The sequence below is a fragment of the Dactylosporangium sp. NPDC049140 genome (assembly GCF_040648435.1).
Window position 1 is genome coordinate 20,531 of sequence record NZ_JBEZDS010000007.1, and the last position, 23,062, is coordinate 43,592.

Annotated in this window: 25 protein-coding genes; 9 read left to right on the forward strand and 16 right to left on the reverse strand. The window is 72.1% G+C overall.

The features are described from left to right. Nucleotides 1-13 precede the first annotated feature (13 nt). The 3 genes from AB0B76_RS13770 to mca all read right to left on the reverse strand — a co-directional run bounded on the left by AB0B76_RS13770 (nt 14) and on the right by mca (nt 3,879). Entirely contained in the window at nt 14-2,638 is a 2,625-nt protein-coding gene (locus AB0B76_RS13770) for a bifunctional diguanylate cyclase/phosphodiesterase (protein WP_360374389.1), read from the reverse strand. 133 nt (nt 2,639-2,771) lie between these two features. After that, nucleotides 2,772-2,987, reverse strand: coding sequence for a hypothetical protein (locus AB0B76_RS13775; protein ID WP_360374913.1), 216 nt, complete (start codon nt 2,985-2,987; stop codon nt 2,772-2,774). Nucleotides 2,988-2,997: 10 nt separating this feature from the next. Next, complete coding sequence (gene mca / locus AB0B76_RS13780) at nt 2,998-3,879, reverse strand: mycothiol conjugate amidase Mca (RefSeq protein WP_360374882.1); 882 nt, start codon at nt 3,877-3,879, stop codon at nt 2,998-3,000. A gap of 97 nt (nt 3,880-3,976) precedes the next feature. Between mca and AB0B76_RS13785 the strand changes: the two genes are divergently transcribed. Both AB0B76_RS13785 and greA read left to right on the forward strand, forming a co-directional pair. After that, nucleotides 3,977-4,414: a DUF4307 domain-containing protein gene (locus AB0B76_RS13785; RefSeq protein ID WP_360374391.1), complete on the forward strand. Its 438-nt coding sequence runs from the start codon at nt 3,977-3,979 to the stop codon at nt 4,412-4,414. An 85-nt stretch (nt 4,415-4,499) separates the two neighbouring features. Further along, the gene (gene greA / locus AB0B76_RS13790) at nt 4,500-5,000 is read left to right on the forward strand and encodes a transcription elongation factor GreA (protein ID WP_360374393.1); all 501 of its coding nucleotides are present in this window, start codon (nt 4,500-4,502) and stop codon (nt 4,998-5,000) included. A 70-nt stretch (nt 5,001-5,070) separates the two neighbouring features. Here the strand turns inward: greA and ilvA are convergent, their stop codons facing one another. From ilvA to AB0B76_RS13810, 4 genes are all read right to left on the reverse strand, one after another. Continuing rightward, entirely contained in the window at nt 5,071-6,291 is a 1,221-nt protein-coding gene (gene ilvA, locus AB0B76_RS13795; RefSeq protein WP_360374395.1) for a threonine ammonia-lyase, read from the reverse strand. Then, nucleotides 6,288-6,938 (reverse strand): hypothetical protein, encoded by a 651-nt coding sequence (locus tag AB0B76_RS13800; RefSeq protein WP_360374397.1) that lies wholly within the window; start codon nt 6,936-6,938, stop codon nt 6,288-6,290. The genes ilvA and AB0B76_RS13800 overlap by 4 nt, the downstream gene beginning before the upstream one ends. Beyond that, entirely contained in the window at nt 6,935-8,323 is a 1,389-nt protein-coding gene (locus tag AB0B76_RS13805) for an amidase family protein (protein ID WP_360374399.1), read from the reverse strand. Before AB0B76_RS13805 ends, AB0B76_RS13800 begins: the two co-directional genes overlap by 4 nt. Before the next feature lie 73 nt (nt 8,324-8,396). Further along, nucleotides 8,397-9,536: a cystathionine gamma-synthase gene (locus AB0B76_RS13810; RefSeq protein WP_360374401.1), complete on the reverse strand. Its 1,140-nt coding sequence runs from the start codon at nt 9,534-9,536 to the stop codon at nt 8,397-8,399. A 58-nt stretch (nt 9,537-9,594) separates the two neighbouring features. Between AB0B76_RS13810 and AB0B76_RS13815 the strand changes: the two genes are divergently transcribed. The 3 genes from AB0B76_RS13815 to AB0B76_RS13825 all read left to right on the forward strand — a co-directional run bounded on the left by AB0B76_RS13815 (nt 9,595) and on the right by AB0B76_RS13825 (nt 11,140). After that, nucleotides 9,595-9,987 (forward strand): HIT family protein, encoded by a 393-nt coding sequence (locus AB0B76_RS13815; protein ID WP_360374884.1) that lies wholly within the window; start codon nt 9,595-9,597, stop codon nt 9,985-9,987. 63 nt (nt 9,988-10,050) lie between these two features. Beyond that, a complete protein-coding gene (gene msrA / locus AB0B76_RS13820; RefSeq protein WP_360374403.1) occupies nt 10,051-10,716 on the forward strand; it encodes a peptide-methionine (S)-S-oxide reductase MsrA in 666 nt (221 codons plus the stop codon). Nucleotides 10,717-10,810: 94 nt separating this feature from the next. Then, nucleotides 10,811-11,140 carry a nucleoside triphosphate pyrophosphohydrolase family protein gene (locus tag AB0B76_RS13825; RefSeq protein ID WP_360374405.1) on the forward strand — a complete coding sequence of 110 codons (330 nt, stop codon included), beginning with the start codon at nt 10,811-10,813 and terminating at the stop codon, nt 11,138-11,140. 153 nt (nt 11,141-11,293) lie between these two features. Here AB0B76_RS13825 and AB0B76_RS13830 read toward each other — a convergent pair whose 3' ends face one another. From AB0B76_RS13830 to AB0B76_RS13840, 3 genes are all read right to left on the reverse strand, one after another. Further along, entirely contained in the window at nt 11,294-12,331 is a 1,038-nt protein-coding gene (locus AB0B76_RS13830) for a carbonic anhydrase (protein ID WP_360374407.1), read from the reverse strand. Nucleotides 12,332-12,409: 78 nt separating this feature from the next. Beyond that, nucleotides 12,410-12,676, reverse strand: a complete 267-nt coding sequence (locus tag AB0B76_RS13835; RefSeq protein ID WP_360374409.1) for a hypothetical protein — start codon at nt 12,674-12,676, stop codon at nt 12,410-12,412. A 302-nt stretch (nt 12,677-12,978) separates the two neighbouring features. Then, nucleotides 12,979-13,323, reverse strand: coding sequence for a hypothetical protein (locus AB0B76_RS13840; protein ID WP_360374411.1), 345 nt, complete (start codon nt 13,321-13,323; stop codon nt 12,979-12,981). A gap of 125 nt (nt 13,324-13,448) precedes the next feature. Here AB0B76_RS13840 and AB0B76_RS13845 point away from each other — a divergent pair, with 125 nt between their 5' ends. Further along, a complete protein-coding gene (locus AB0B76_RS13845; protein ID WP_360374413.1) occupies nt 13,449-15,104 on the forward strand; it encodes an aminotransferase class V-fold PLP-dependent enzyme in 1,656 nt (551 codons plus the stop codon). Between the two features lie 38 nt (nt 15,105-15,142). Further along, nucleotides 15,143-16,072 carry a trypsin-like peptidase domain-containing protein gene (locus AB0B76_RS13850; protein WP_360374415.1) on the forward strand — a complete coding sequence of 310 codons (930 nt, stop codon included), beginning with the start codon at nt 15,143-15,145 and terminating at the stop codon, nt 16,070-16,072. A 71-nt stretch (nt 16,073-16,143) separates the two neighbouring features. On the opposite strand, the gene AB0B76_RS13855 is transcribed toward AB0B76_RS13850, so the two are convergent. The 4 genes from AB0B76_RS13855 to AB0B76_RS13870 form a co-directional block, all read right to left on the reverse strand. Next, nucleotides 16,144-17,391 (reverse strand): acetyl-CoA C-acetyltransferase, encoded by a 1,248-nt coding sequence (locus AB0B76_RS13855; RefSeq protein ID WP_360374417.1) that lies wholly within the window; start codon nt 17,389-17,391, stop codon nt 16,144-16,146. Between the two features lie 81 nt (nt 17,392-17,472). After that, nucleotides 17,473-18,255, reverse strand: a complete 783-nt coding sequence (locus AB0B76_RS13860) for an SGNH/GDSL hydrolase family protein (RefSeq protein ID WP_360374419.1) — start codon at nt 18,253-18,255, stop codon at nt 17,473-17,475. 124 nt (nt 18,256-18,379) lie between these two features. Further along, nucleotides 18,380-19,384 carry an SGNH/GDSL hydrolase family protein gene (locus AB0B76_RS13865; protein WP_360374886.1) on the reverse strand — a complete coding sequence of 335 codons (1,005 nt, stop codon included), beginning with the start codon at nt 19,382-19,384 and terminating at the stop codon, nt 18,380-18,382. Nucleotides 19,385-19,485: 101 nt separating this feature from the next. Beyond that, nucleotides 19,486-19,899 (reverse strand): PPOX class F420-dependent oxidoreductase, encoded by a 414-nt coding sequence (locus AB0B76_RS13870; RefSeq protein WP_360374421.1) that lies wholly within the window; start codon nt 19,897-19,899, stop codon nt 19,486-19,488. Between the two features lie 129 nt (nt 19,900-20,028). On the opposite strand from AB0B76_RS13870, the gene AB0B76_RS13875 reads away from it, so the two are divergent. Beyond that, nucleotides 20,029-20,379, forward strand: a complete 351-nt coding sequence (locus AB0B76_RS13875) for a YkvA family protein (protein ID WP_360374423.1) — start codon at nt 20,029-20,031, stop codon at nt 20,377-20,379. A gap of 27 nt (nt 20,380-20,406) precedes the next feature. Further along, nucleotides 20,407-21,771: a cystathionine beta-synthase gene (locus tag AB0B76_RS13880; protein ID WP_360374425.1), complete on the forward strand. Its 1,365-nt coding sequence runs from the start codon at nt 20,407-20,409 to the stop codon at nt 21,769-21,771. A 157-nt stretch (nt 21,772-21,928) separates the two neighbouring features. Here AB0B76_RS13880 and AB0B76_RS13885 read toward each other — a convergent pair whose 3' ends face one another. After that, a complete protein-coding gene (locus AB0B76_RS13885; protein ID WP_360374427.1) occupies nt 21,929-22,246 on the reverse strand; it encodes a hypothetical protein in 318 nt (105 codons plus the stop codon). Continuing rightward, nucleotides 22,246-23,025, reverse strand: a complete 780-nt coding sequence (locus AB0B76_RS13890) for a Bax inhibitor-1/YccA family protein (protein ID WP_360374429.1) — start codon at nt 23,023-23,025, stop codon at nt 22,246-22,248. Before AB0B76_RS13890 ends, AB0B76_RS13885 begins: the two co-directional genes overlap by 1 nt. Nucleotides 23,026-23,062 lie beyond the last annotated feature (37 nt).

Here is a 23,062-nt window from a genome sequence, read left to right on the forward strand (position 1 = left end):
TGGTGCGGTCGGTTCAGCCGGCGCCTTCGGCCCTCAGGTGGCGGCGCTGCACCTGCCGGCGCTCGCGCAGGACGGACTGCAGGCCCTCGGGCGACAGCGGCGGGTAGAACAGGAAGCCCTGGGCCGACGTGCAGCCAAGCTCGGTCAGGCGGGCCCGCTGCTCCGGGTGCTCCACGCCCTCGGCCACGACCCGCAGGCCCATGCGGCGGGCGAGGTCCACCGTGGTCTGCACGATCGCGCCGGCCTTCGGCGAGTCGAGCATCTGGGCCACGAACTCACGGTCGATCTTGACCTCCTGGACCGGGACCCGGGTCAGGAGCGTGAAGGCGGAGTAGCCGGTGCCGAAGTCGTCCACCGTGAGCTGTACGCCCAGGCGCCGGACGCGGGACAGCACGTCGTCGATCACCGGTGAGCTGGAGAGCATGACGGTCTCGGTGATCTCGAGGATCAGGAGCTCGGCGGGGAGGCGGTAGCGGCCCAGGAGCTCCTTGATCGTCTCGGGGAGCTGGCGCTCGGCGAGGCTGCGGGCCGAGATGTTGACCGCTACCGGCACGGCCAGGCCCGACCGGCGCCAGCCCGCGGCCAGGAAGATGGCCCGCTCCAGGACCCAGTGGGTCAGGGGGCCGATGAGCTCGCTGGCCTCGACGGCCGGCAGGAACTGGGCGGGCGTCAGGCGGCCGCGGCGCGGGTGGCGCCAGCGGATCAGGGCCTCGACGCTGGTGACCGGGGCGGCGCCGCCGGGGACCGAGGCCGGGGTCAGCGCGATGGCCGGCTGGAGGTCCAGGATCAGCTGCTCGTCGCCCGCGCCGGTGTTCAGGGCCTCGCGCAGCTCGGCCAGCAGGGCCAGGCGGTCGGTGCTGGCGTCGTCGCGGGCCGGGTCGTACCAGGCGACCGGCTGCCCGCCGTTCTTGGCCTGGTACATCGCGATGTCGGCGCGCCGCAGGAGCTCGGTGAGGTCGGCCGAGCCCGCCGGGGCCACCACCACGCCGATGGACGTCTCCTTGGACAGCACCACGCCGTCGATCTCCATGGGCGCCGCGATCTCGGCGCCCAGCCGGCGGGCCCGCTCCACGGCCGCGGCCAGGGCCAGGTCGTCGGCGCCGGCGGCCAGGTCGGTGATGAGGATCGCGAACTCGTCGCCGCCGAGGCGGGCGTGCAGGTCGGCGGGCGTGCTCTCCGGCCCCGGGGCCGCGGAGGCGCCGTTGGGGTTCGGATGCGCGGCGGTGAAGAAGAAGTCGCCCGAGCGGGGGCGCGGAATGAGCGGGGCGGCCGGGTCGGCGGTGGCGAGCGGGGCCTGGACCCGGCGCGCGATCACCTTCAGGACCTCGTCGCCCGCGGTGTGGCCCAGCGCGTTGTTTACCTCTTTGAAGTCGTTCACGTCCAGCAGGAGCAGGGCCACCGGGGCGCCCGGGGACTTCGCGGAGAGCTGCACGTTGCCCCGGGCCAGCAGCGCCGCCCGGTTCAGCAGGCCCGTCAGCGGGTCGCGCACGGCGTCGTAGGTCGTGCGCTCGCTCATGGCCCGCAGCTCGCCGTGGGTGATCGCGTCGTGCAGGGCCGCGGCCAGGGCGTCGCCGAAGGTCGCGAGCATCAGGCGGTCCCGGGCGCGACGGGGCTCGGCCCCCGCGAGCTGCAGCTCGCCCACCGGCACGGAGCCGACGGTCAGGGCGCGGCTGGTGTACGGGCCCGGGGGCAGCTCGCCGTGGGAGCGGCCGCCCGACAGGACGATCCGGGCCGCCGGCACGTGGAAGAGGCGGACGGCACCGGCGATGCCGGCCCGCGCCGCGTCCCGCTCGTTCAGGCGGTTCAGGTCGCGGGCCACCTCGGCGAACTCGGCCCACGTCCGGCGCTCGTCGTCCTCGCCGATGCGGTTCGCGTAGAACTGGTGCATCAGCCAGAGGACGGGGGGCAGCAGGAGCAGCAGGAAGCCGCTCGTGGCGCAGGCCCAGACGATCACCAGGCCCACCGTCACGTTGCCGACGAGCATCAGCGGCGTGCTGGTCACCATCGACGACACGGTGTCCCGCAGGTCGCCGCCGGCGGCCACGATGCGCAGGACGACCAGGGCGAACGTGGCCACGAAGTACACCACGGCGGCGGCGCACAGCGCGACCACGAAGCGCGGCGGCAGGCCCTCGCGCTCGGGGCCGCTGCCCCACACGAGCACCATCACGACCGTGGCCAGGACGGCGCCGACCGTGAGGGCGGCCACGCCGTAGATGCTCTCGCGCACCGGGCGGGCCCGGCTCGCGTGCGCGTCGACCATGTGCAGGGCGGCGTGGGCGGCCGCGAAGCCGAGGAGGCCGACGACGGGGACGACCTCGGGCGGAAGGCTGGCGAGCAGGACGACGATCGCGGCCTCGCCCCAGGCGAGCCGGGCCAGGCCGCCGCCGGCCCGCACGCGCAGGCGGGCGAGCTGCGAGACCATCGCCACGGCGCCGCCGGTGAGCAGGGCCACGGGCACCGCGGGTACCGCCGGCAGCCCCTGAACATTGAACCGATTCAGCGCCGCGGCGACCGTGCCCTCGGGCAGGCGCCGGGCGGCCACCAGAGCGGCGGCGACGCCCAGCCCGGCGGCGATGACCATGACGGTGACGAGGCGGGTCGGCAGGGATCGTTGGGCGCGCGCCAAGGCGATCACCGGTGCCCCCTTCCCTGCCCCACAGGGATGCGCGCAGAGCGTGATGGAACGCGCACCTCGTGAAGGCTAAGCCACGCGGGATTGGGGCAACAGTGGCCAGCGATGCGTTTCTAACTCAGATGAAGGGCGATGACTACTCAGACGGTGGGGCCGGGTCGTCGCGGTCCGCCGGCTTCGGCGCATCGGGATCGGGGAACTCGGCCGGCAGGCGGCGGATCCGCGCGGTCATGTTGCGGATCAGGAACACCGTCGCGATGCCCAGGAGCACGATGATGAGCAGCCCCATGGGGCCGGCCAGGCCCCCGGAGCGGGTGTCGCCGAAGTTGTTCTCGGCCAGAACGTCCAACACGCCCATAACCTCAGCCTACGCCGGTGAAGAGATCGTCTTCCGGCGTGGTGGTCTCGACGAAGGACTTGACCAGCTCGAAGTCCTCGGTGGGCCAGATCTTCTGCTGGATCGGCATCGGCACCGCGAACCAGAAGCCGTCCGGGTCGACCTGGGTGGCGTGGGCGCGCAGGGCGTCGTCGCGGACCTCGAAGAACTCGCCGCACGGGACCTTGGTGGTGACGCGCTGGTCGGGGTCGGGCCAGTCCTGCCCGTCGCGGCGCTCCTCCCACTCCTTCAGCCACTCCGTGTAGGGCGACTCCCCCGTCGCCTCCAGCATGGCCTCGTGCAGCAGCGTCATGCGCTTCCGCGACCAGCCCATGTTGTAGTACAGCTTCAGCGGCTGCCACGGCTCGCCGGCGTCCGGGTAGCGCTCCGGGTCGTTGGCCGCGTCGAAGGCGACCATGCTGACCTTGTGGGTCATGACGTGGTCGGGGTGCGGGTAGCCGCCGCGCTCGTCGTAGGTCGTGATGACGTGCGGCTTGAAGCTGCGGATCAGCTTGACCAGTGGCTCCGCGCCGATCTCGGGGTCGACGAGCCCGAAGCAGCCCTCGGGCAGCGGCGGCAGCGGGTCGCCCTCGGGGAAGCCCGAGTCGACGAAGCCGAGCCACGCCTGCCGCACACCGAGGATCTCGCGGGCCCGGTCCATCTCGGCGCGGCGGATCTCGGCGATGTTCTCCCAGATCTCGGGCCGGTCGAGCTTGGGATTGAGCACGCTGCCGCGCTCGCCGCCGGTACACGTGACGACGAGGACGTCGACGCCGTCGGCGGAGTACTTCGCCATGGCGGCCGCGCCCTTGCTCGACTCGTCGTCGGGATGTGCGTGCACCGCCATCAACCGCAACTGCTCGGTCACGAGCTTCCCCTCCATAGAGACCCACCGCGGGGCGCTGGAACGTAACGACCCTATTGTGGTCGGTACCTCCGACAAAAAACGACGAGGACGCACTCCCGTGAACGCTGCCGAAGAGACGCACGCCACAGCCAAGTACCCGCCCGGCCGCTACGGCCGCCGCCGGGAGCCGCAACCGCGGCGCACCTGGCTGGTGTTCGTGCTGGCCGCGGTCGTCGCCGTGGCCGGCCTCGCGGTGACCTGGCAGTTGTACCGGCAGTACGGCCCGCAGGAGTACGAACCGCAGGTCCAGCGCTTCTACAACGTCACCGACGACGGCATCACCGTCGACTTCGTGGTGCGCAAGGACGCGGACGAGCGGGCCACCTGCAGCGTCCGGGCCCGCTCGGCCAGCGGCGAGGAGGTCGGCCTGGCCCAGGTCGACGTGCCCGACGGGGCCGAGGCGTTCGTCACATACCGGCTCGCCACGAGCGATCGGCCCGTCACGGTGGAGGTGCCCGCCTGCGGCCCGTTCAAGGGGCAGACGACGGGGAAGTAACGGCTCGGGAAATTCAAGTGGCCGCGGTGATGCGAGTCACTGGTACTTTGGTGGTTTGACCGAGCGTGCCCGAAGGAGATCTTCAGTGTCGACCACCGACGGCAACCAGGCCACCACCTGGCTGTCGCAGGACGCCTTTGACCGGCTGCAGGCCGAGCTCGACGAGCTCATCGCCAACCGCCCGGCAATAGCCGCCGAGATCAACGCGCGCCGTGAAGAGGGCGACCTGCGCGAGAACGGCGGCTACCACGCCGCCCGCGAGGAGCAGGGCAAGGCCGAGGGCCGCATCCTGTACCTCAAGGAGTTCCTCCGCAAGGCGGTCGTGGGCGACGCGCCCAACTCGGACGCGGTGGCGCCCGGCACCGTCGTCACCATCCAGTTCGACGACGACGAGGATGACACGGAGCAGTTCCTGCTCGGCTCGCGTGAGATCGCCGCGACCACCGACCTGACCGTGTACAGCCCCGAGTCCGCCCTGGGCAAGGCGATTCTCGGCGCGAAGCAGGGCGACACCGTCACCTACACCGCGCCCAACGGCGCCGCGATCAAGGTGAAGATCATCGCGTTCGAGCCCTTCGCCGGCTGACCGGCAACCCTGCCGACCGCCCCGGTCGTGGCCGTTCGACGCGCCGCGACCGGGGCGGAGGCATGTCCACTCACCCGAACGTCACCGTGTAGCCCGCCGAGCGCAGCGCGGTGACCAGCCGGTCCGAGTGCTCGGACCCGCGCGTCTCGACCGACAGCGCCAGCTCGACCTCCCCCAGCTGCAGCCGCGGGTCCTGCCGCCGGTGGGCCACGTCGACGACGTTGGCCCCCTGCTCCGCGATGTACGTCAGCAGCTTCGCCAGGTGGCCGGGCCGGTCCCCGCAGCGCACGGTGAAGGTGAGGTACCGCCCGGCCGCCGCCAGCCCGTGCTCGATCACCCGCACCATGAGCATCGGGTCGATGTTGCCGCCGGAGAGCACCGCCACGGCCGGCGTCTCGACCGGCACGACGCCCGCGAGCAGGGCCGCGACGCCCACGCTCCCGGCCGGCTCGACCACCATCTTCCCGCGCTCCAGGAGCATGAGCAGCGCCCGGGAGATGTCCTCCTCAGTGACCGTCACAACCTCGTCCACGAGCTTGGCCACGTGCTCGAAGGTGATGTCACCGGGCCGGCCGACCGCGATGCCGTCGGCGATGGTCCCGAAGTTCTCCAGCCGCACCGGCCGGCCCGCGCGCAGCGAGCGCGGGAACGCGGCGGCCTCCGCGGCCTGCACGCCGATCACCCGCACGTCGGGGCGCAGCGCCTTGATCGCCACGGCCAGGCCGGAGACCAGCCCGCCGCCCCCGATCCCGGTGATCACGGTCTTGACCTCGGGCACCTGCTCGAGGATCTCCAGGGCGACGGTCCCCTGCCCGGCGATGACGTCGGGGTGATCGAAGGGGTGAATGAACACGGCGCCGGTGCGCTCCGCGAACTCCTGGGCCGCGACCAGCGCCTCGTCGACGGTGCTGCCGGCGAACTCGACCGCCGCGCCGTAGCCCTTGGTCGCGGCGATCTTCGGCAGCGGGGCGCCGAACGGCATGTAGACGGTGCTGTTGATGCCCAGCAGGCTCGCGGCCAGCGCGACACCCTGCGCGTGGTTGCCGGCGCTGGCGGCCACGACGCCGCGGCCGCGCTCGTCGGCGGAGAGGCGGGCCAGGCGCACGTAGGCGCCGCGCACCTTGAACGAGCCGGCGCGCTGCAGGTTCTCGCACTTGAGCCACGTCGGGCCGCCGAGCTTGGCGGTCAGTGGCCGGCAGGGCTCCACCGGGGTCAGGCGGGTCACGCCGGCCAGGAGTTGCCGCGCCGCTTCGATCTCGGCCAGGGTTACGAGATCCGAGGAGACGGTCATGCCCTGATGGTGCCATCAACGGCGGCGGACGCTACGGCCGAGTCTCGGGCCCGCAGGCGGGCCACCCGCCCGTACTGCGCGCTGGTGATGTGCGCGATCAGCAGGAGGGCGAACGCGGCGGCGAGCACGAACAGCGCGGCCGCCGGCAGGTACAGCACCAGCTCCCGGCCGAACAGGTGCGCGGCGAGCGCGTCGTCGACCGGTTGCCCGGCCCGCGCCCGCGCGCGCACGCCGCCCATCTCGGCCGCGGTCTCCCGCCCGGCCAGCCACGCCACCGGCAGCGTCGCCGCCCCGGCCAGGAGCGTGCCCCGGAACGCCCAGGTGAAGACCGTCATGCGCAGGCGCACCTCGGGGACGCGCCCGACGCTGTCGACGACCCGGCGGGAGCGCACCCCGAAGGCGACCAGGTTGGCGCGGGCCCGGACGAGCCAGCCCGCCCAGGCCGCGGCGGCGCCCAGGCAACAACCGGCCAGCAGCATCCAGCCGCCGGCCCGCAGGGTGATCGCGAGCGCCGCGGACCCGGGGCCGGGGTGGTGCAGCGCGTACAGATCCGCCAGGGGCAGGAACGCGATCCCCAGGTTGACCAGCGCGGCCGCCGCGACGAGGAGCATCGCGGCGCTCGCGTGCCCCGAGATCGCCCTGATCATCGGCGCCGCGCCGCCTCGCGGGGCCAGCCGGGCGCGTGCCGGCGCCAGGGCGCGGCCTGCTCCAGCTGGCCGGCGAGGGCGAGCAGCAGCAGCTCCGAGCCGGGCGGGCCGACCAGCTGGATCGCGGCCGGCAGCCCGTCGGCGCGCACCCCGACCGGGATCACGAGGCCGGGGAAGCCGGCGAAGTTCCACGGCGCCGCATAGGGCGCGTAGCGGGTGTTGACCAGCATGTTCGCGGCCCAGGAGCGCGCCGACCAGCGGACCGCGGCCGGGGGCGCGGAGGCGAGGGCCGGGGTCACGAGCACGTCGAAGCCGCCGTCGGCGAACCAGGTGCGGCAGCGCTCGCGCCACGCCGCGCGGTCCGCGTCGCGCACGAGGCCCTGTCGCAGCGCCCGCTCGCCGAGGGCGACGTGCCGGCGGGTCCGCGGCTGCAGCGCGGCCCGGTCGAGCTCGGCGGCGTCGGCGCTCGCCCCGGCGAACCAGGTGGCGAGGACGCGGGCGGCGAGGGCGGGCGGATACGTCGGGTCGGCCTTGACGGCGCCGTGGCCGTGGGCGAGCAGGAGGCGTACCGCATCGCTGACGCCCTTCTTCGCCCCGGCGTCGGGGAACACGCCGGCGACCGGGCTGCGCAGGGACACCGCGACCCGCAGCCGGCCCGGCTCGCTGAGCGCGCGGGGGGCGCGGCCGGCCAGCACCGCGAAGCCCAGGTGCGCGTCGGCGACGGTGGTGGCCAGGATGCCGTTCTCGGCCAGCCCGAACCAGTCGTTGGCCCCGATCCCGGCCGGCACCGCGCCCGATCCGGGCTTGAGCCCGACGATGCCGCAGCAGGCGGCCGGGATGCGGATCGAGCCGAGCCCGTCGTTGCCGTGCGCGATCGGCACCAGGCCGGCCGCGACCGCCGCGGCCGCGCCGCCCGACGAGCCGCCGGGGGTGCGGTCGGTCCGCCACGGGTTGCGGGTCACGGTGCCCGCGTCGTCGGTGGTGGCCCAGATGCCCAGCTCCGGCATCCGGGTCGCGCCGACGACGACCGCGCCGGCCCCGCGCAGCCGCCGGACGACCTCGTGGTCGCGCTCGGCCACGGGGCCGCGCGCGGCGGACGAGCCGTTCCACGTCGGCAGCCCCGCGACCGGGAGGTTCTCCTTGACCGCGACCGGCACCCCGGCCAGGGCCAGGTTGGCCAGGTCCGGCTGGTCGTCGACGATCTCCGCCTCGGCGATCGCCGCACCCCCGCGCACCTCGCGGAACGCGCCGATGATCCGGTCGTAGGCCCGGATCGAGTCCAGATGATCGGCGACGACGGCGGTCGCGGAGGTGTCGCCGCGGCGCACCGCACGGGCGATCTCCCTGGCCGTGGCCCCTACCCAGGTGGTTGCGCGGTCCAGCATCGAAACACCTCTCCGTACCCGTCGGCGCCGCGGCCGTCGCCGAAGGCTCCGCGCAGCGGTGCGGTCAAGTGTGTCAACGAGCGAGCGCGTACTCCAGATCGGCCAGAAGATCGTCGATCGTCTCGATTCCGACAGACAACCGGACGAGGTCCCCCGGCACCTCCAGCGGACTGCCGGCCGCGCTCGCGTGGGTCATTCGCCCGGGGTGCTCGATCAGCGACTCGACGCCGCCGAGCGACTCGCCCAGCACGAACAGGCGCGCTCGGTTGCAGATCTCGACGGCGTGCTCCTCGCTCTGCGCGCGGAAGCTCACCATGCCGCCGAAGCGCCGCATCTGCTTGGCCGCCGTCTCGTGGCCGGGGTGGTCGGGCAGGCCCGGGTACAACACCTGGGAGACGGCCTGGTTGCGCGAGAGGAACTCGACGACCTTCTCGGCGTTGTCGCAGTGCCGGTCCATCCGCACGCCGAGCGTCTTGATGCCGCGCAGCGTCAGCCAGGCGTCGAACGGGCCGTTGATCGCGCCCATCGCGTTCTGATGGAACGCCAGCTCGCCCATGAGCTGCTCGTCGGTGCCGATGAGCGCACCGCCGACGACGTCGGAGTGCCCGCCGAGGTACTTCGTGGTCGAGTGCACGACCACGTCGGCGCCCAGGTGCAGGGGCTGCTGCAGGTACGGCGAGGCGAACGTGTTGTCGACCACGAGCAGCGCCCCGCGGTCGTGGGCGACCTGGGCCAGCGCCGCGATGTCGGCGATGCCGAGCAGCGGGTTGGTCGGCGTCTCCACCCACACGATCTTCGTGCGGTCGGTCATCGCGGCGCGGACCGACTCGACGCTGTGGATCGAGGCGGCGGTCCAGGTCAGGCCCCAGCGCTCGGCGACCTTCGAGAAGAGCCGGAAGGTGCCGCCGTAGGCGTCGTCCGGGATGATCACGTGGTCGCCGGGCCGGCACGCCGTGCGCAGCAGCGTGTCCTCGGCGGCGAGGCCCGAGGCGAAGGTCAGGGCCCGGCGTCCGCCCTCGAGCGCGGCCAGGCACTCCTGCAGCGAGTCGCGCGTCGGGTTGGTGGTGCGGCTGTACTCGTATCCGAGCCGCGGGCTGCCGACGGCGTCCTGGGCGTACGTGCTCGTCTGGAAGATCGGGAGCACGACCGCGCCGGTGACGGGGTCTGGTTCCTGGCCCGCGTGGATGGCGAGCGTCTCGAAGCCGTGGGTCATGGGCTCCAACCTAGCGGCGACTACGCTGGCGCTCGTGTCGGACTGCCTGTTCTGCTCGATCGCGTCGGGCGCCGCGCCCGGCTTCCTGGTGGCGTCCACGGACACCGCCGCCGCGTTCCTCGACGTCCGCCCGGTGTTCAAGGGCCACGTGCTCGTGGTACCGAAGACGCACGTGGTCACGCTGACCGATCTCGACCCGGCGGACATTCCGGATTACTTCGGCTTCGTCCGGCAGATCGCGGCGGCCGTCGAGACCGGGCTGTCCGCGGGCGGCACCTTCGTCGCCATCAACAACCGCGTGTCCCAGAGCGTCGCCCACCTGCACACCCACGTCGTACCGCGCACCAAGGGCGACGGCCTCAAGGGCTTCTTCTGGCCGCGGACGAAATACGCGTCGGACGACGAGGCGTTGTCCTTCGCGGAGAAGGTCTCCGCCGTAATGGGCTCATAAGGCCTCGCGGCGATTTCTGCGGCAAACTTGAGTCCGAGAGCCTCAAGTTTTAAGGAGCGAATCGTGTTCCTGCGGTACACCAAGCAGCTTGACCTGCCGACCGCCGAGTCGGCCATCCCCGGACGCGACACCGAGATGCCGGTCGCCGCGAAGCACACCGTCCTCGGCACCCCGCTGCGCGGCCCGTGGGCCGCCGGGCTGGAGGTCGCCTACTTCGGCATGGGCTGCTTCTGGGGCGCCGAGCGCATCTTCTGGGAGATTCCCGGGGTGTACTCCACCGCGGTGGGCTACCAGGGCGGATTCACGGCGAACCCGACCTACGAGGAGACCTGCTCCGGCCGCACCGGGCACACAGAGGCCGTGCAGGTCGTCTACGACCCGGCCGAGGTGTCGTACGAGACACTGCTGAAGGCGTTCTGGGAGAACCACGACCCGAGCCAGGGCATGCGCCAGGGCAACGACGTCGGCACCCAGTACCGCTCGGCGATCTACACCACCACGCCGGCCCAGGCGGCCACCGCGGAGGCGTCGCGCCAGGCGTTCGCGCCGGTCGTGCGCCAGGCGGGCCACGGCGAGATCACGACCGAGATCGCGCCGGCGGGGGCGTTCTACTACGCGGAGGACTACCACCAGCAGTACCTGTCCGACGCCAAGAACCCGGGCGGGTACTGCAACCACGGCCCGAACGGCATGACCTGCCCGATCGGCGTCGGCACCCTGCCCGCCTGATCTCGCCGTAACACTGGCGCGGGTCCGCGGACCCGCGCCAGACCTGTCGCACCGCACGGCCGCGTGGGACGGGGTTCGACCATACTGATCCGCCATGGACCTGGACGAGTATCAGCGCGCCGCCCTGCGTACTGCCGCTCCCCGCGACAAGAGGAATGAGCTGCTCCACCTGGTTCTCGGCCTGGTCGGTGAGTCGGGGGAGATCGCCGAGAAGTTCAAGAAGTGGGTCCGGGACCACGACAGCGAAGAGTCGCGGATCGACCGAGCCGACATCGCCAAGGAACTCGGTGACGTGCTCTGGTATTTGGCGGTGCTCGCCGACTACCTCGATCTTTCGCTGGACGACATCGCGACGAACAACCTGGCCAAGCTGGCAAGCCGCCAGAGCCGTGGCGTGCTCGGTGGCAGCGGCGACAACCGCTGAGCCCGGGGCACCACACTGTTCGCCAGGGTTGAAAAATCCGGGCGGCTATTGCAACCACGGCCCGAACGGCATGCGGCATGACCTGCCCAGTGGGCGCGGCGAAGACGGCGTGACCCCCAAATGTCTGGCGCGGGTCACGGATCCGCGCCAGAGCTATCCGTCATCGCGACTGCGCGGCGGTACCACGGTGGTCAGTTTGCCGGTCTTCACGTCGTACGCGTATCCGGAGACCTTGATCCTCGGCGACACCTGCGGCGTGTTGATGAGCTTCTCCACATCTCCCGGCACGGTCTGGGTCGGGTCGAAGACCGCGTTGTCAGCCAGGGCGGCGTCATCAAGGCCTCGCTCGCGGAACCCTTTCCGCAGCGCGGCATCGGCGAACCCCATCCCGCAGTCCGTGTGATGCACGACAGCGATGTCGAACCAGTCCGCGTCGGGCGCCTTGATCTCGTGCAGATAACTGATCCACGCCAGGTCCAGGATCGCGGCGGGAGTGACCCGACCGCCCAATGACCGGGAGACGATGGCGTCCCCGAAGGACAGATCGAAGATGAATGCCGGGTCAACCCGCGGATCGAGGCACGTGATGACCGAGAGCGTCGCGGCGAGCGACACATCCGACGCCGCGGCCAGTGACAGTGCCGCCGCCCCGGCGGCGAGTGCTGACGCGAGCACGCCGGGCGCCTCGGTCCTGAGCACCACGGAGGTGCCGAGCCCGAGCCCGATGACGAGCGAGCAGCGGATCGAGGCGGCGCGCTCGGCCGCGGCGCGGGCCAGCAACAACGTGCGTCCGCCGCTCCCGCCGCCGCCCGGCGGGGCCTCGGCCTCGGCGTCGGCGAACGAGACCACCGGGCCGGGCGGGACCACGCTGCGCATCGTGAGCGCGCACGCCGACCCCACCGGGCAGCGGCAGCTGGCCTGGGTCGCCGACGCCGGCCACGCCGTGGGCGACGCGCTGTGCACCCAGACCACCGAGATGGTGTTGCCGCCGAGCGCGGGACCGTTACCCGGCGTCACGGAGGTGAGGGTCGGCTTGCCGGCCGCCGGAGTAGACACAGAGGTTGTACTTCGCCGTCGACTGCAGCAGTACGGGCGGCGGCCGTCGCCGCCAGCGCGAGCCCGGCGGGCACGGTGACGGAGATCTTGTTTGGTGGTGGTGCCGCCCAGCTTCTTCACGTTCGCGGCCGGCACGACGACGACCCCGGCGGTCTGCGCGTAGGGCGTGGTGCCGCCCGGGGCCGTGATCGGGGCGATTGCCGCCGCGCCCAGTTAGGTCGGCGAGCAGGCCGCCGCCGTGCCGGTGCCGACGTACTGGAACTCCGCCGCCGGCGTGACGGCCGTCGTGAAGATGTTTGTCGTCGCCGTGGCGGTGATCGTGTTGGTGCCGCCACTCGGGCCGGTCGCCGCGCTCAAGGTGAGCGGTACGGCCGCCGCACAGGCCGGGGCCACCGAGCCGATGACGGCGGCCGCAACGGTGGTGCCGATGACGGCGGCCCGTGCCCGCCAGGGACGAAGACGAGTCTTCGGGTGTTTCATGTGTGGTCTCCTCCGGTGGGTTCCACAGCCAAGAAGAGCCCCGGCCGCAGCCGGGGCGCTCGAGGTACCACATATGGGGTTTTGGCAGGCGAGGGCACAATTCGCGATATATGCGGGGGAACCACGAGTGGTGCCCTCGCCTGCCTGGTAGACCCGCTCGATCCCTGGGGAGGACGCCTGGCCGGAGGCGTTCGGAGCCGGCGGAGGCATGCCGGCAACCGTGTCCGAGCGGGTCTTTGTGTCGCGGGACTGCGTAGCACTGGCGGGCCGCGCCGAAGTCTCCGCTGGTATCAACGATCGTGTTACAGGAAGGTTCCCCGGTTTCCGCCGGCTCGGTGCCAGCCGCCGCGCGACGCGCTCGGCCGGCCCAGGTCGACGCGCCAGTCGGGCATCGTCCGCAGGCTGTACAGGTCGTGACGGGCGGTCCACGCCTCGTTCCACGGGCGGCGGCTCGCCTCGGCGGCGTTCTCCGCCAGCCGGCGCGGCGCGCAGGGCCACTCACGCCCGCACCACAGGCACTGGCCCTCGCCGTCGGACTCGCTGTGCCGAGTCAGGATCTGCTTGGCATCCCGCCACAGCAGACGGTCGACGACGTCTGTTGGCTCGGACTGGTCAACACTGACCAACTTCCCTACCCCCAGTCTCATGAGGCTTCCTGAGCACCTCCGGACGAAACGTTAAACAATCGGACCGTCCGGCGGGCCGGACAACGAGTGCGACATTCTCCCGACCACACGAAAGGGGACGGCGTGGCGCCTGTAATGATGGCGCCATGGAGACCCCCCTCTTGCAGCGCATTCGGGCCGCGGTCATCGGCGACGACCAGGTCATGTGGGGGCCGTTCGGCGCGCGCCGCGTGACCTATGCGGACTACACCGCCTCGGGTCGCGCGCTGGACTTCATCGAGCGCTTCATCCGCGACGAGGTCCTTCCGCGGTACGCCAACACGCACACGGAATCGTCCGGCACCGGCCTGCAGACGACCCGCCTGCGGGAGGACGCGCGCCAGATCGTCAACGAGGCCGTGGGCGGCGACGCCGGCACCGTCGTGATCTTCACCGGGTCCGGCTCCACCGCGGCGATCGACAAGATGGTGCACATCCTCGGCCTGCGGGTGCCGGCCGCGCTGGAGGACCGCTATGCGCTCTCGGAGCGGATCCCGGCCGCGGATCGCCCGGTCGTGTTCATCGGGCCCTTCGAGCATCACTCCAACGAGTTGCCGTGGCGGGAGTCGATCGCGGACGTCGTCGTGATCCCCGAGGATCACAACGGCCACATCGACCTCGAACGGCTCCGCGCGGAGCTCGTGCGGTACGCCGACCGCCCACTGAAGATCGGATCGTTCTCGGCGGCCTCCAACGTGACCGGGATCGTCACCGACTCGCACGCGGTCTCGGCGCTGCTGCACGAGCACGGGGCGCTGTCGTTCTGGGACTTCGCGGCCGCGGCGCCCTACGTCGAGATCGAGATGCACGACAAGGACGCGATCTTCCTGTCGCCGCACAAGTTCGTCGGCGGCCCCGGTACCCCGGGCGTGCTGGTCGTGCGCCGCGAACTGCTCACCAACCGGGTGCCGACCGTGCCCGGCGGCGGCACGGTGGACTACGTCAACCCGACCGACCACCACTACATCGCCGACCCCGCGCACCGCGAGGAGGGCGGCACCCCGGCCATCGTCGAGTCGATCCGGGCCGGCCTGGTGTTCCAGCTCAAGCGGGCGGTCGGCACGGACACGATCCGCGCCCTGGAGGAGGGCTTCCTGCGCGAGGCCATCGCCTCCTGGCAGACCAACCCCAACATCGAGATCCTGGGCAACCTGGACGCGCCCCGGCTGTCGATCGTGTCGTTCGTGATCAAAAAGCCGGGTGGCCGGTACCTGCACCACAACTTCGTCGTCTCGCTGCTCAACGACCTCTTCGGCATCCAGTCGCGGGGCGGCTGCTCCTGCGCGGGCCCCTACGGCCACCGGCTGCTGGGCATCGACATCGAGCGCTCCCACCGCTTCGAGCAGGAGATCATCGCCGGCTGCGAGGGCATCAAGCCCGGCTGGGTGCGGGTCAGCTTCAACTACTTCATCTCCGAGACGGTCTTCCGGTACATCGTCGAGGCCGTGCACCTCGTGGCCACACACGGGTGGGCGCTGCTGCCGCAGTACCGCTTCGACCCGTACACGGGCCTCTGGAAGCATCGTGACGGGGTCGTGGAGCCGCCGCTGCGGTTGTCGGAGTTGTCCTACTCGGAGGAGGGCGAGCTGACGTGGCCTTCGCGACACGAGCGGGCGCCTGAATCCGACTTGTCCGGATATTTGCGATATGCACGTGAATTGTGCGAATCACTGCCGGCAGCGGTGGAGTCCGACGGCGTCGTGTCCGCCAATTTCGAGGCTCTGCGCTGGTTCGACCTGCCGGCGGTATCGCTGTTGGCGTAATGCGGCATTGACGGGCCGCGTTCGGTGTTCGTCCGAGCATGGACCCTGAGATTGATGCGCTGGACGCGTACAGCCGGGTCGTCTCCACCGTGGCGGCCACCCTGCTGCCGAGCGTGGCCAGCCTGACCGTGCGCAGCCGCCGCGGCGAGGGGGCCGGCTCGGCCGTCGTCTACACCCCGGACGGCTTCACCCTGACCTCCGCACACGTCGTCGCCGGCGCCGACGGGGGCGTCGCCGAGTTCACCAACGGCACCCAGACCCGCTTCGACGTGGTCGGCGCCGACCCGCTCTCCGACCTGGCGGTGCTGCGCATCCGCGAGGCCGGCGTGCCGCCCGCGACGCTGGGCAACGCTGACGACCTGCGCATCGGCCAGCTCGTCGTGGCCGTGGGCAACCCGCTGGGGCTGGCCGGCTCGGTCACCGCGGGCGTGGTCTCGGCGCTGGGCCGCTCGCTGCCGGTCCGCGACGGCCGGCACACCCGCCTCGTCGACGACGTCATCCAGACCGACGCGGCCCTGAACCCGGGCAACTCGGGCGGCGCCCTGGCCGACTCGGCGTCCCGGGTCGTAGGGATCAACACCGCGGTGGCCGGGATCGGGCTCGGCCTGGCGGTGCCCGTCAACAACACGACCCGCCTGATCATGTCCGAGCTCATGTCCAGCGGCCACGTGCGCCGCGCCTGGCTCGGCGTCGCGGGGGCGACGGTGCCGCTGCCGCCGCCCCTGGCCGAGCGCCTCGGGCAGTCGAAGGGCCTGCGGCTGGCCGAGGTGGTACCCGGGAGCCCGGCCGGGCTGGCCGGGCTCTACGTGGGCGACGTGGTGCTCTCCGCCGGCGGGAGGCCGATCACGGGCGTCCAGGACGTCCTGCGCCTGATGCTGGGGCCGGCGATCGGCGCCCGCCTCCAGATCACCGTGCTCCGCAAGGACGCCCTGGTGGACGTGGTCGCGGTGCCGGCCCAGCTGGATTAGCGCGACCGGGTGCGGTCGGTGAAGGCCGCACCCTCGACGCTTCCGGCCCTTTGCTCACGGACGGCTACGAATCAGCTCAGACGCTCCAGGACCATGGCCATGCCCTGGCCGCCGCCGACGCACATCGTCTCGAGGCCGATGGACTTGTCGTGCCAGTCGAGCGAGTTCAGCAGCGTGCCCGTGATGCGCGCGCCGGTCATGCCGAACGGGTGCCCGACCGCGATCGCGCCGCCGTTCACGTTCAGCTTCTCCAGCGGGATGCCCAGCTGGCGGTACGACGGGATGACCTGGGCCGCGAAGGCCTCGTTGATCTCCACGAGGTCGACGTCGTCGATGGTCATGCCGGCCCGCCGCAGCGCGGCGCGGGAGGCCTCGACCGGGCCGATGCCCATGATCTCCGGCGACATCGCGGTCACGCCGGTGGAGACGATCCGGGCCAGCGGCGTGATGCCGAGCTCGCGGGCCTTGGTGTCACTCATGATGACGACCGCGGCGGCGCCGTCGTTGAGCGGGCAGCAGTTGCCGGCCGTCACGCGCCCGTCGGGCCGGAACACCGGCTTGAGCCCGGCGACGCCCTCCAGTGTCACGCCCGCGCGCGGCCCGTCGTCGTTGGACACGACCTCGCCGGAGGGGGTGGTGACGGGGGTGATCTCGCGGGCCCAGAAGCCGTTCTTGATGGCCACCTCGGCGAGGTTCTGCGACCGTACGCCGAACTCGTCCATGTCCTGCCGGGTCACGCCCTCGAGCTCGGCCAGGTTCTCGGCGGTCTGCCCCATCGCGACGTAGATGTCGGGCAGCTCGCCGTCCTCGCGCGGGTCGTGCCACGCCTCGGCGCCGCCCTCGGCGCGCTTGTTGGTGCGCGCGTAAGCGTCGGCGAACGCCGGGTTCTGCCAGGGGCCGCCGACGGCCGCCTGCGCGTCGGGCGGGAGGCCGTCGGAGTTGCCGCGGGCGTACCGCGAGACGCACTCCACACCGGCCGAGATGAACACGTCGCCCTCGCCGGCCTTGATCGCGTGGAAGGCCATGCGCGTGGTCTGCAGCGACGAGGCGCAGTACCGCGTGGTCGTGGCGCCCGGCAGGTGGTCGAACCCGAGCAGGGTGCTCACCACGCGGGCCATGTTGAAGCCCTGTTCGCCGCCGGGCAGGCCGCAACCCAGGTAGAGGTCCTCGATCGCGCGCGGATCGAGCTGCGGCACCTTGTCGAGCGCGGCGCGCACGATGGTGGCGGCAAGATCGTCGGGGCGGAGGTCGCGCAGCGATCCCTTGACGGCACGGCCGATCGGGGACCTGGCGGTGGCAACGATGACAGCTTCCGGCATACCTCGGATGCTACTGCGAGGTAACCCCGCACCCGCCGCCTACGCCGAGCCAAAATTGTCACACGCAGTGCGCAAACCCCGTTACGCGGCCGGGCGTACCGCCGCGGCCTCCTCGACCGCCGGGAGCAGGGCGTGGGCCCAGACCCGGTACCCGTCCGCCGAGGGGTGGAAGCCGTCGTGGCACAGCGTGCCCGCGTCCGCGCGGAAGACTGGGCCGGTGCGCGCGCCGAGGTCGACCACCACCGCGCCCGCGGCGCCGGCCATGGCCGCCTGCAGGCGGGCCATCCGGCGGCTGCGCAGGCCCAGGAGCTGGCGCAGCGGCGGGGCGAAGGCACGCAGGGCGCCGAAGTCGGGGCAGGTGCCGACGACCACGGGGATGCCGGCGTCGTGCAGGCGGCGGCAGGCCGCGCCCAGGTGCTCGGCGGCGTCGGCGGCGCTGCCCGCGTGGGTGACGTCGTCGGTGCCGACGAGGACGAGGGCCACGTCCGGGACCGGCCCGACCAGGGCGCGTGCGACCTGGGTGGCGAGGTCGGAGGAGCGGGAGCCGGCCACGGCCACGCTGGACAGCTCCACACGGCGGCCCGCGGGGCCGTCGGCGAGCAGGGCCGCGAGCTGGCCGCCCACGGTGTCGGCGACCCGTTCGACCCCCACGCCGAGGGCGGTCGCGTCGCCCAGCAGGACCAGGCGCATCGGGGGCCGGCCGGCGCCGCCGATCGACGAGCGCATCGCGAGGCGCATGTCGGGCTTGGCGTAGTTGCGGGCGCGGGCGGCGACCGCCTGCGCGGCGAGCACGGCGGCCCCGCCGACCGTTCCCGCGATCACCGTCACGGTCGCGAGCTTGGCGAGGCGTTTGACGACACTCACGCCGTCACCTCCGTTCCGGGCGAGTCCATCGAATCACGGGCCAGGTGACGCAAACAAGGGGCAAATCCGGACGAATTGCGAAACCGCCGGTGAACGGGAACACCACGGCCGGCCGGCGGTGGGTTCATGCCGGCTCCGTGGTCCGGTCCGGGGTTCGCTCGGCCTGCTGCGGCAGCCGCGGCCAGACGCGCCGGCGCAGCTGGGCCCAGCGGCCCGCCGGTCCGCGGTCGTGCCCGGCCACCTGGGCCGCGCTGACCTCGGTGCCGGGCCGGTGCGCGGCCTCCGCCGCGGCCTGCGGCAGTGAACGCACGCCCTCGCCCGCCGCCAGGGCCGGCTCCCGGCCCACCGGCACGCCCGCGACCGGGCCCGGCTCGGTGAGCGCGGCGACGACGGTGGGCAGGACGGCCTGGGCGGCGGCGAGGTACCCGGCGCCGGACGGGTGGAACCGGTCGAGGCTGAACATGCGGTCGGGCTCGGCGTAGAAGAGCTCGCCGAGCAGGTCGCCCAGCGAGACGGTACGACCACCCGCCTCGACCACCGCGATGGTCTGCGCGGTGGCCATCTGCCGGCTCCAGCGCCGGGCCAGCCAGCGCAGCGGCGGCTGGATCGGGCGGATGGTGCCGAGGTCGGGGCAGGTGCCCACGACGACCTCGACGCCCGCGTCGCGCAGCGTGCGCACCGAGCGCACCAGGTGCTGCACGGCGGTCTGGATGCTTACCCGGTGGGTGACGTCGTTGCCGCCGATGCAGATGACGGCGACCTCCGGGTGCTGGCGCAGGGCCACCTCCACCTGCGGCGGGAGGCCCTTGGACTCGGCGCCGACCACGGCCAGGCAGCGCATGCGCACCGGCCGGTGCAGCTGCTCGGCCAGCCCGGCCGCCACGGCGGCGGCGAACGTCTCGCTGGAGCTCTCCGCGCCGTACCCGGCCGCCGAGGAGTCCCCGAGCACCACCAGGCGCACCGGCTCGCCGCCGAAGTGTGTGCCGTAGGTCCCGTCCGCGCGCGGCGGGGGGCTGACCACCTGCGGAATCGTCTTTCGGGCCAGCAGCGCCTGACCCAGCACCAGCCCGTAGAACAACGCACCCGCCCCGGCCACGCCCCCGCCACCGACCACCGCCGCGGTGGCTATCCGCTTCACCCGCTCCGACTGCAGTTTCACCGCCCCCGCCTTCCCATCCCCGTGGTCCTCGCGAACCCGAGGTTAACGCCCGCCCTCCAAGTAAACGTCGCTCATCCGGATCGGTCCGGTCCCGCCCGGTGCAGGGTGATCCGGATCAACACCCGCTGTTCCGCAATCATCGCCGCGCGGTACTCATCCCAGTTGTCGTGTTCCCGTCCCGATGCCCGCCGGTAATAGTCGACAAGACCTTCAACGCTTTCCGGCGGCGGAATGATCTCAGCCTCCCCCTCGACCTGGATCCAGCGGCCGTAAAAGCCGTCGGGCAGCACGCAGACCGCCGCCCGCGGGTCGCGGCGCAGGTTGCGCACCTTGAAGGCCGGCACGCGGCTGCTGATCACCACGCGGCCCTCGGCGTCGACGGCGACCACGACCGGGGACATCTGCACTCCGCCGTCGGCGCGGCGGGTGGCGAGCACGGCCTGGTGCTGCTCCGCGAGCACGGCCCGAGCCTCATCGAGATCCATGTCCATATTGTCACTCAGTCAAGCTCGGCGTGGCTTCGCGCAGGCGAGCCTGACCGGGACCCGACACTGACTCCGGCGCTTGGTGACAGACCCCGTTACATTCAATGCAAGGCAGAGAGGGCGGTCACCATGGCGGACAGTGGGCTGCGACGGCGAATGGCGTGGACGGCGCTCGCGCGCGTGTTCCGCAGCGACACCCCCGGGATCGGCAAGCGGCTCGCCGCGATCCCGCGCATGATCAGGGCGACGATGAAGGGGCAGTACGACGGGGGCACCCGCCTGGCGATGCTGGCCGTCGCCGGGGTGTACATCGTCTCCCCCATCGACGCCGTCCCCGAGGCCTTCCTGCTGGTGTTCGGGCTCGTCGACGACCTGGCCGTGGCCGGGTACTTCGCCGGCGCCCTCATGGACGAGCTCGAGCGCTTCCTGGAGTGGGAGAAGCAGCGCGACCACGTCATTCCCGGACACGTCGTCAGGTAGTCCCGGCCCGCCCGTTACGCTGGCGGCGTGCGCTACTACGACAACGTCGTCGAGTTGGTGGGCAACACGCCCCTGGTCCGGCTCCGCAACGTCACCTCCGGCATCTCCGCCACCGTCCTGGCCAAGGTCGAGTACCTCAACCCGGGCGGCAGCGTGAAGGACCGCATCGCGCTGCGGATGGTCGAGGAGGCCGAGAAGGCCGGGCTGCTCGGGCCGGGCGGCACGATCGTCGAGCCCACGTCCGGCAACACCGGCGTCGGGCTCGCGCTTGTCGCTCAGCTCAAGGGGTACCGCTGCATCTTCGTCTGCCCCGACAAGGTGAGCGAGGACAAGCAGAACGTCATGCGCGCCTACGGGGCCGAGGTCGTGGTCTGCCCGACCGCCGTCGCGCCGGAGGACCCGCGGTCGTACTACAACGTCTCCGACCGCCTCGCCCGGGAGGTTCCCGGCGCGTGGAAGCCCGACCAGTACGCGAACCCGGCCAACCCCCGCTCGCACTACGAGACCACCGGCCCTGAGCTCTGGGACCAGACCGAGGGCCGCATCACCCATTTCGTGGCCGGCGTCGGCACCGGCGGCACGATCTCGGGCGCCGGGCGCTACCTCAAGGAGATCTCCGAGGGTCGTGTACGCGTCGTCGGCGCGGACCCCGAGGGCTCGGTGTACTCGGGCGGCACCGGCCGCCCGTACCTGGTCGAGGGGGTCGGCGAGGACTTCTGGCCCACGACCTACGACCGCACCATCTGCGACGAGATCGTCGAGGTGTCGGACAAGGACTCGTTCGACCTCACCCGCCGCCTGGCCCGCGAGGAGGGCCTGCTCGTCGGCGGCTCCTGCGGCATGGCCGTGGCCGCCGCGCTGAAGGTCGCGCGCGAGGCCGGCCCCGACGACGTGGTGGTCGTCCTGCTCCCCGACGGCGGCCGTGGCTACCTCTCCAAGATCTTCAACGACGACTGGATGGCCCGGTACGGCTTCCTGCGTACCGCCGACCAGACCCCGACCGTCGCCGACGTCCTGATCGGCAAGGACGGCCGCGTGCCCGGAATGGTGCACATCCACCCCAACGAGACCGTTCGCGACGCGATCGACTACATGCGCGAGTACGGCGTCTCGCAGCTGCCGGTGCTCAAGGCCGAGCCGCCCGTCGTGACGGGCGAGGTCGCGGGCTCGCTCGCGGAGCGGGACCTGCTCGACGCGCTCTTCTCGGGCCAGGCGCACCTGCACGACATGGTGGAGCGGCACATGTCCGACCCCCTGCCGATGATCGGCGGCGGCCAGCCGGTGAGCGAGGCGGTGGCCATGCTGGAGAAGACCGACGCCGCCGTCGTACTGATCGACGGCAAGCCGGCCGGGGTCATCACCCGCCAGGACCTGCTGACCCACCTGACCTGACCTGGGCCGCCCGGCCGCACCCGGCTCGAACCCAGGTGCGGTCCGTGAAGGCCGCAAGCACGACGAACCCGCCCCCTTCCGCCCCGGACGGTGACCCACGTGTGGGAGGGGGTTCGGGTGGAGCGGAGCTCCCCCGGTGGGGAGCGGAGCGCGAAACTCAGAACGCCCCGCGCAGGGCGTCCACCCGTTCGGCGGCGGCCTGCTGGACCGCCTCCGGCGCGTGGCGGTGCAGGTCGGCCGCCACCACCTGGAGCTGGTCCGGCAGGGCCAGGTCGTTCTCCAGCCGGGGCACGGGGATCGGCGGCCGGCCCTCGGCCTCCGCGCCGCGGTCGGCCATCCACTGGACGAGGTCGTGCATCAGGTCGGCCCGGCTGGCCCCAGACAGACTGGACGCCGCCCATCGGGGCGGCGTCCAGTGTGAGACCTGGCCGACCAGCTTGCGCACCGCGGCGCCGAGCCGGTCGTCGTCGGTCATCAGCGTCGCAGGTAGCTCAGCAGGCGCAGGATCTCGTAGTACAGGAAGATCAGGCCCACGAGGATGCCGAAGGCGCAGTACCAGGCGTACTTCTCCGGCAGCCCGTAGCGGGTGCCCTGCTCGATCGCGTCGAAGTCCAGGATGAAGGTCAGCGCCCCGACGCCGATGATCACCAGGCTGAAGACGATCGGCAGCCAGCTGACCTGGCCGTTCATGCTGTACTCGCGCAGGCCCAGGTTCACGCCGAACAGGTAGAACAGCCAGTTGGCGAAGGCCAGCACCATGACGCCGATGAGGGCGCCGATGACGAACTTGGTGAAGCGGGGCGTCGCGCGCAGCACCTTGAGCTTGTACAGCACCGCCATGACGGCGAAGATGCCGAACGTCGCCACGATGGCCTGCAGGACGATGCCGGAGTACCAGCTCTCGAACGCGCGGCTGAACACGCCGAGCGCCACGCCCTGGAGCACGGCGTAGGGGACGATGACGGCGGGGCTGGTGACCCGCCGGAACGAGATGACGAGGCCCAGGACCAGCCCGGCGATGCTGGACATGAAGGCCGCGAAGTAGGTCAGGCCGCTGTTCGGGGGAAGCAGGATCCAGGCCCCGGCGCCGACCACGCCGGTCACGGCGAGCAGGGCGACGGTGCGGACGACGACGTCGTCCATGGTCATGGCGCGCGCGGGCGCGCCCGGATAGCCGGGCGCGGACCCGGTCTCGTAACGCGAAGCCCGCGCCGCCTCGCCAAGGCGGGTGAGCACCGGGTTGGAACTCTGCACGATCGGCCTCCATGGGCTCTCATTCACGTGTACCCCC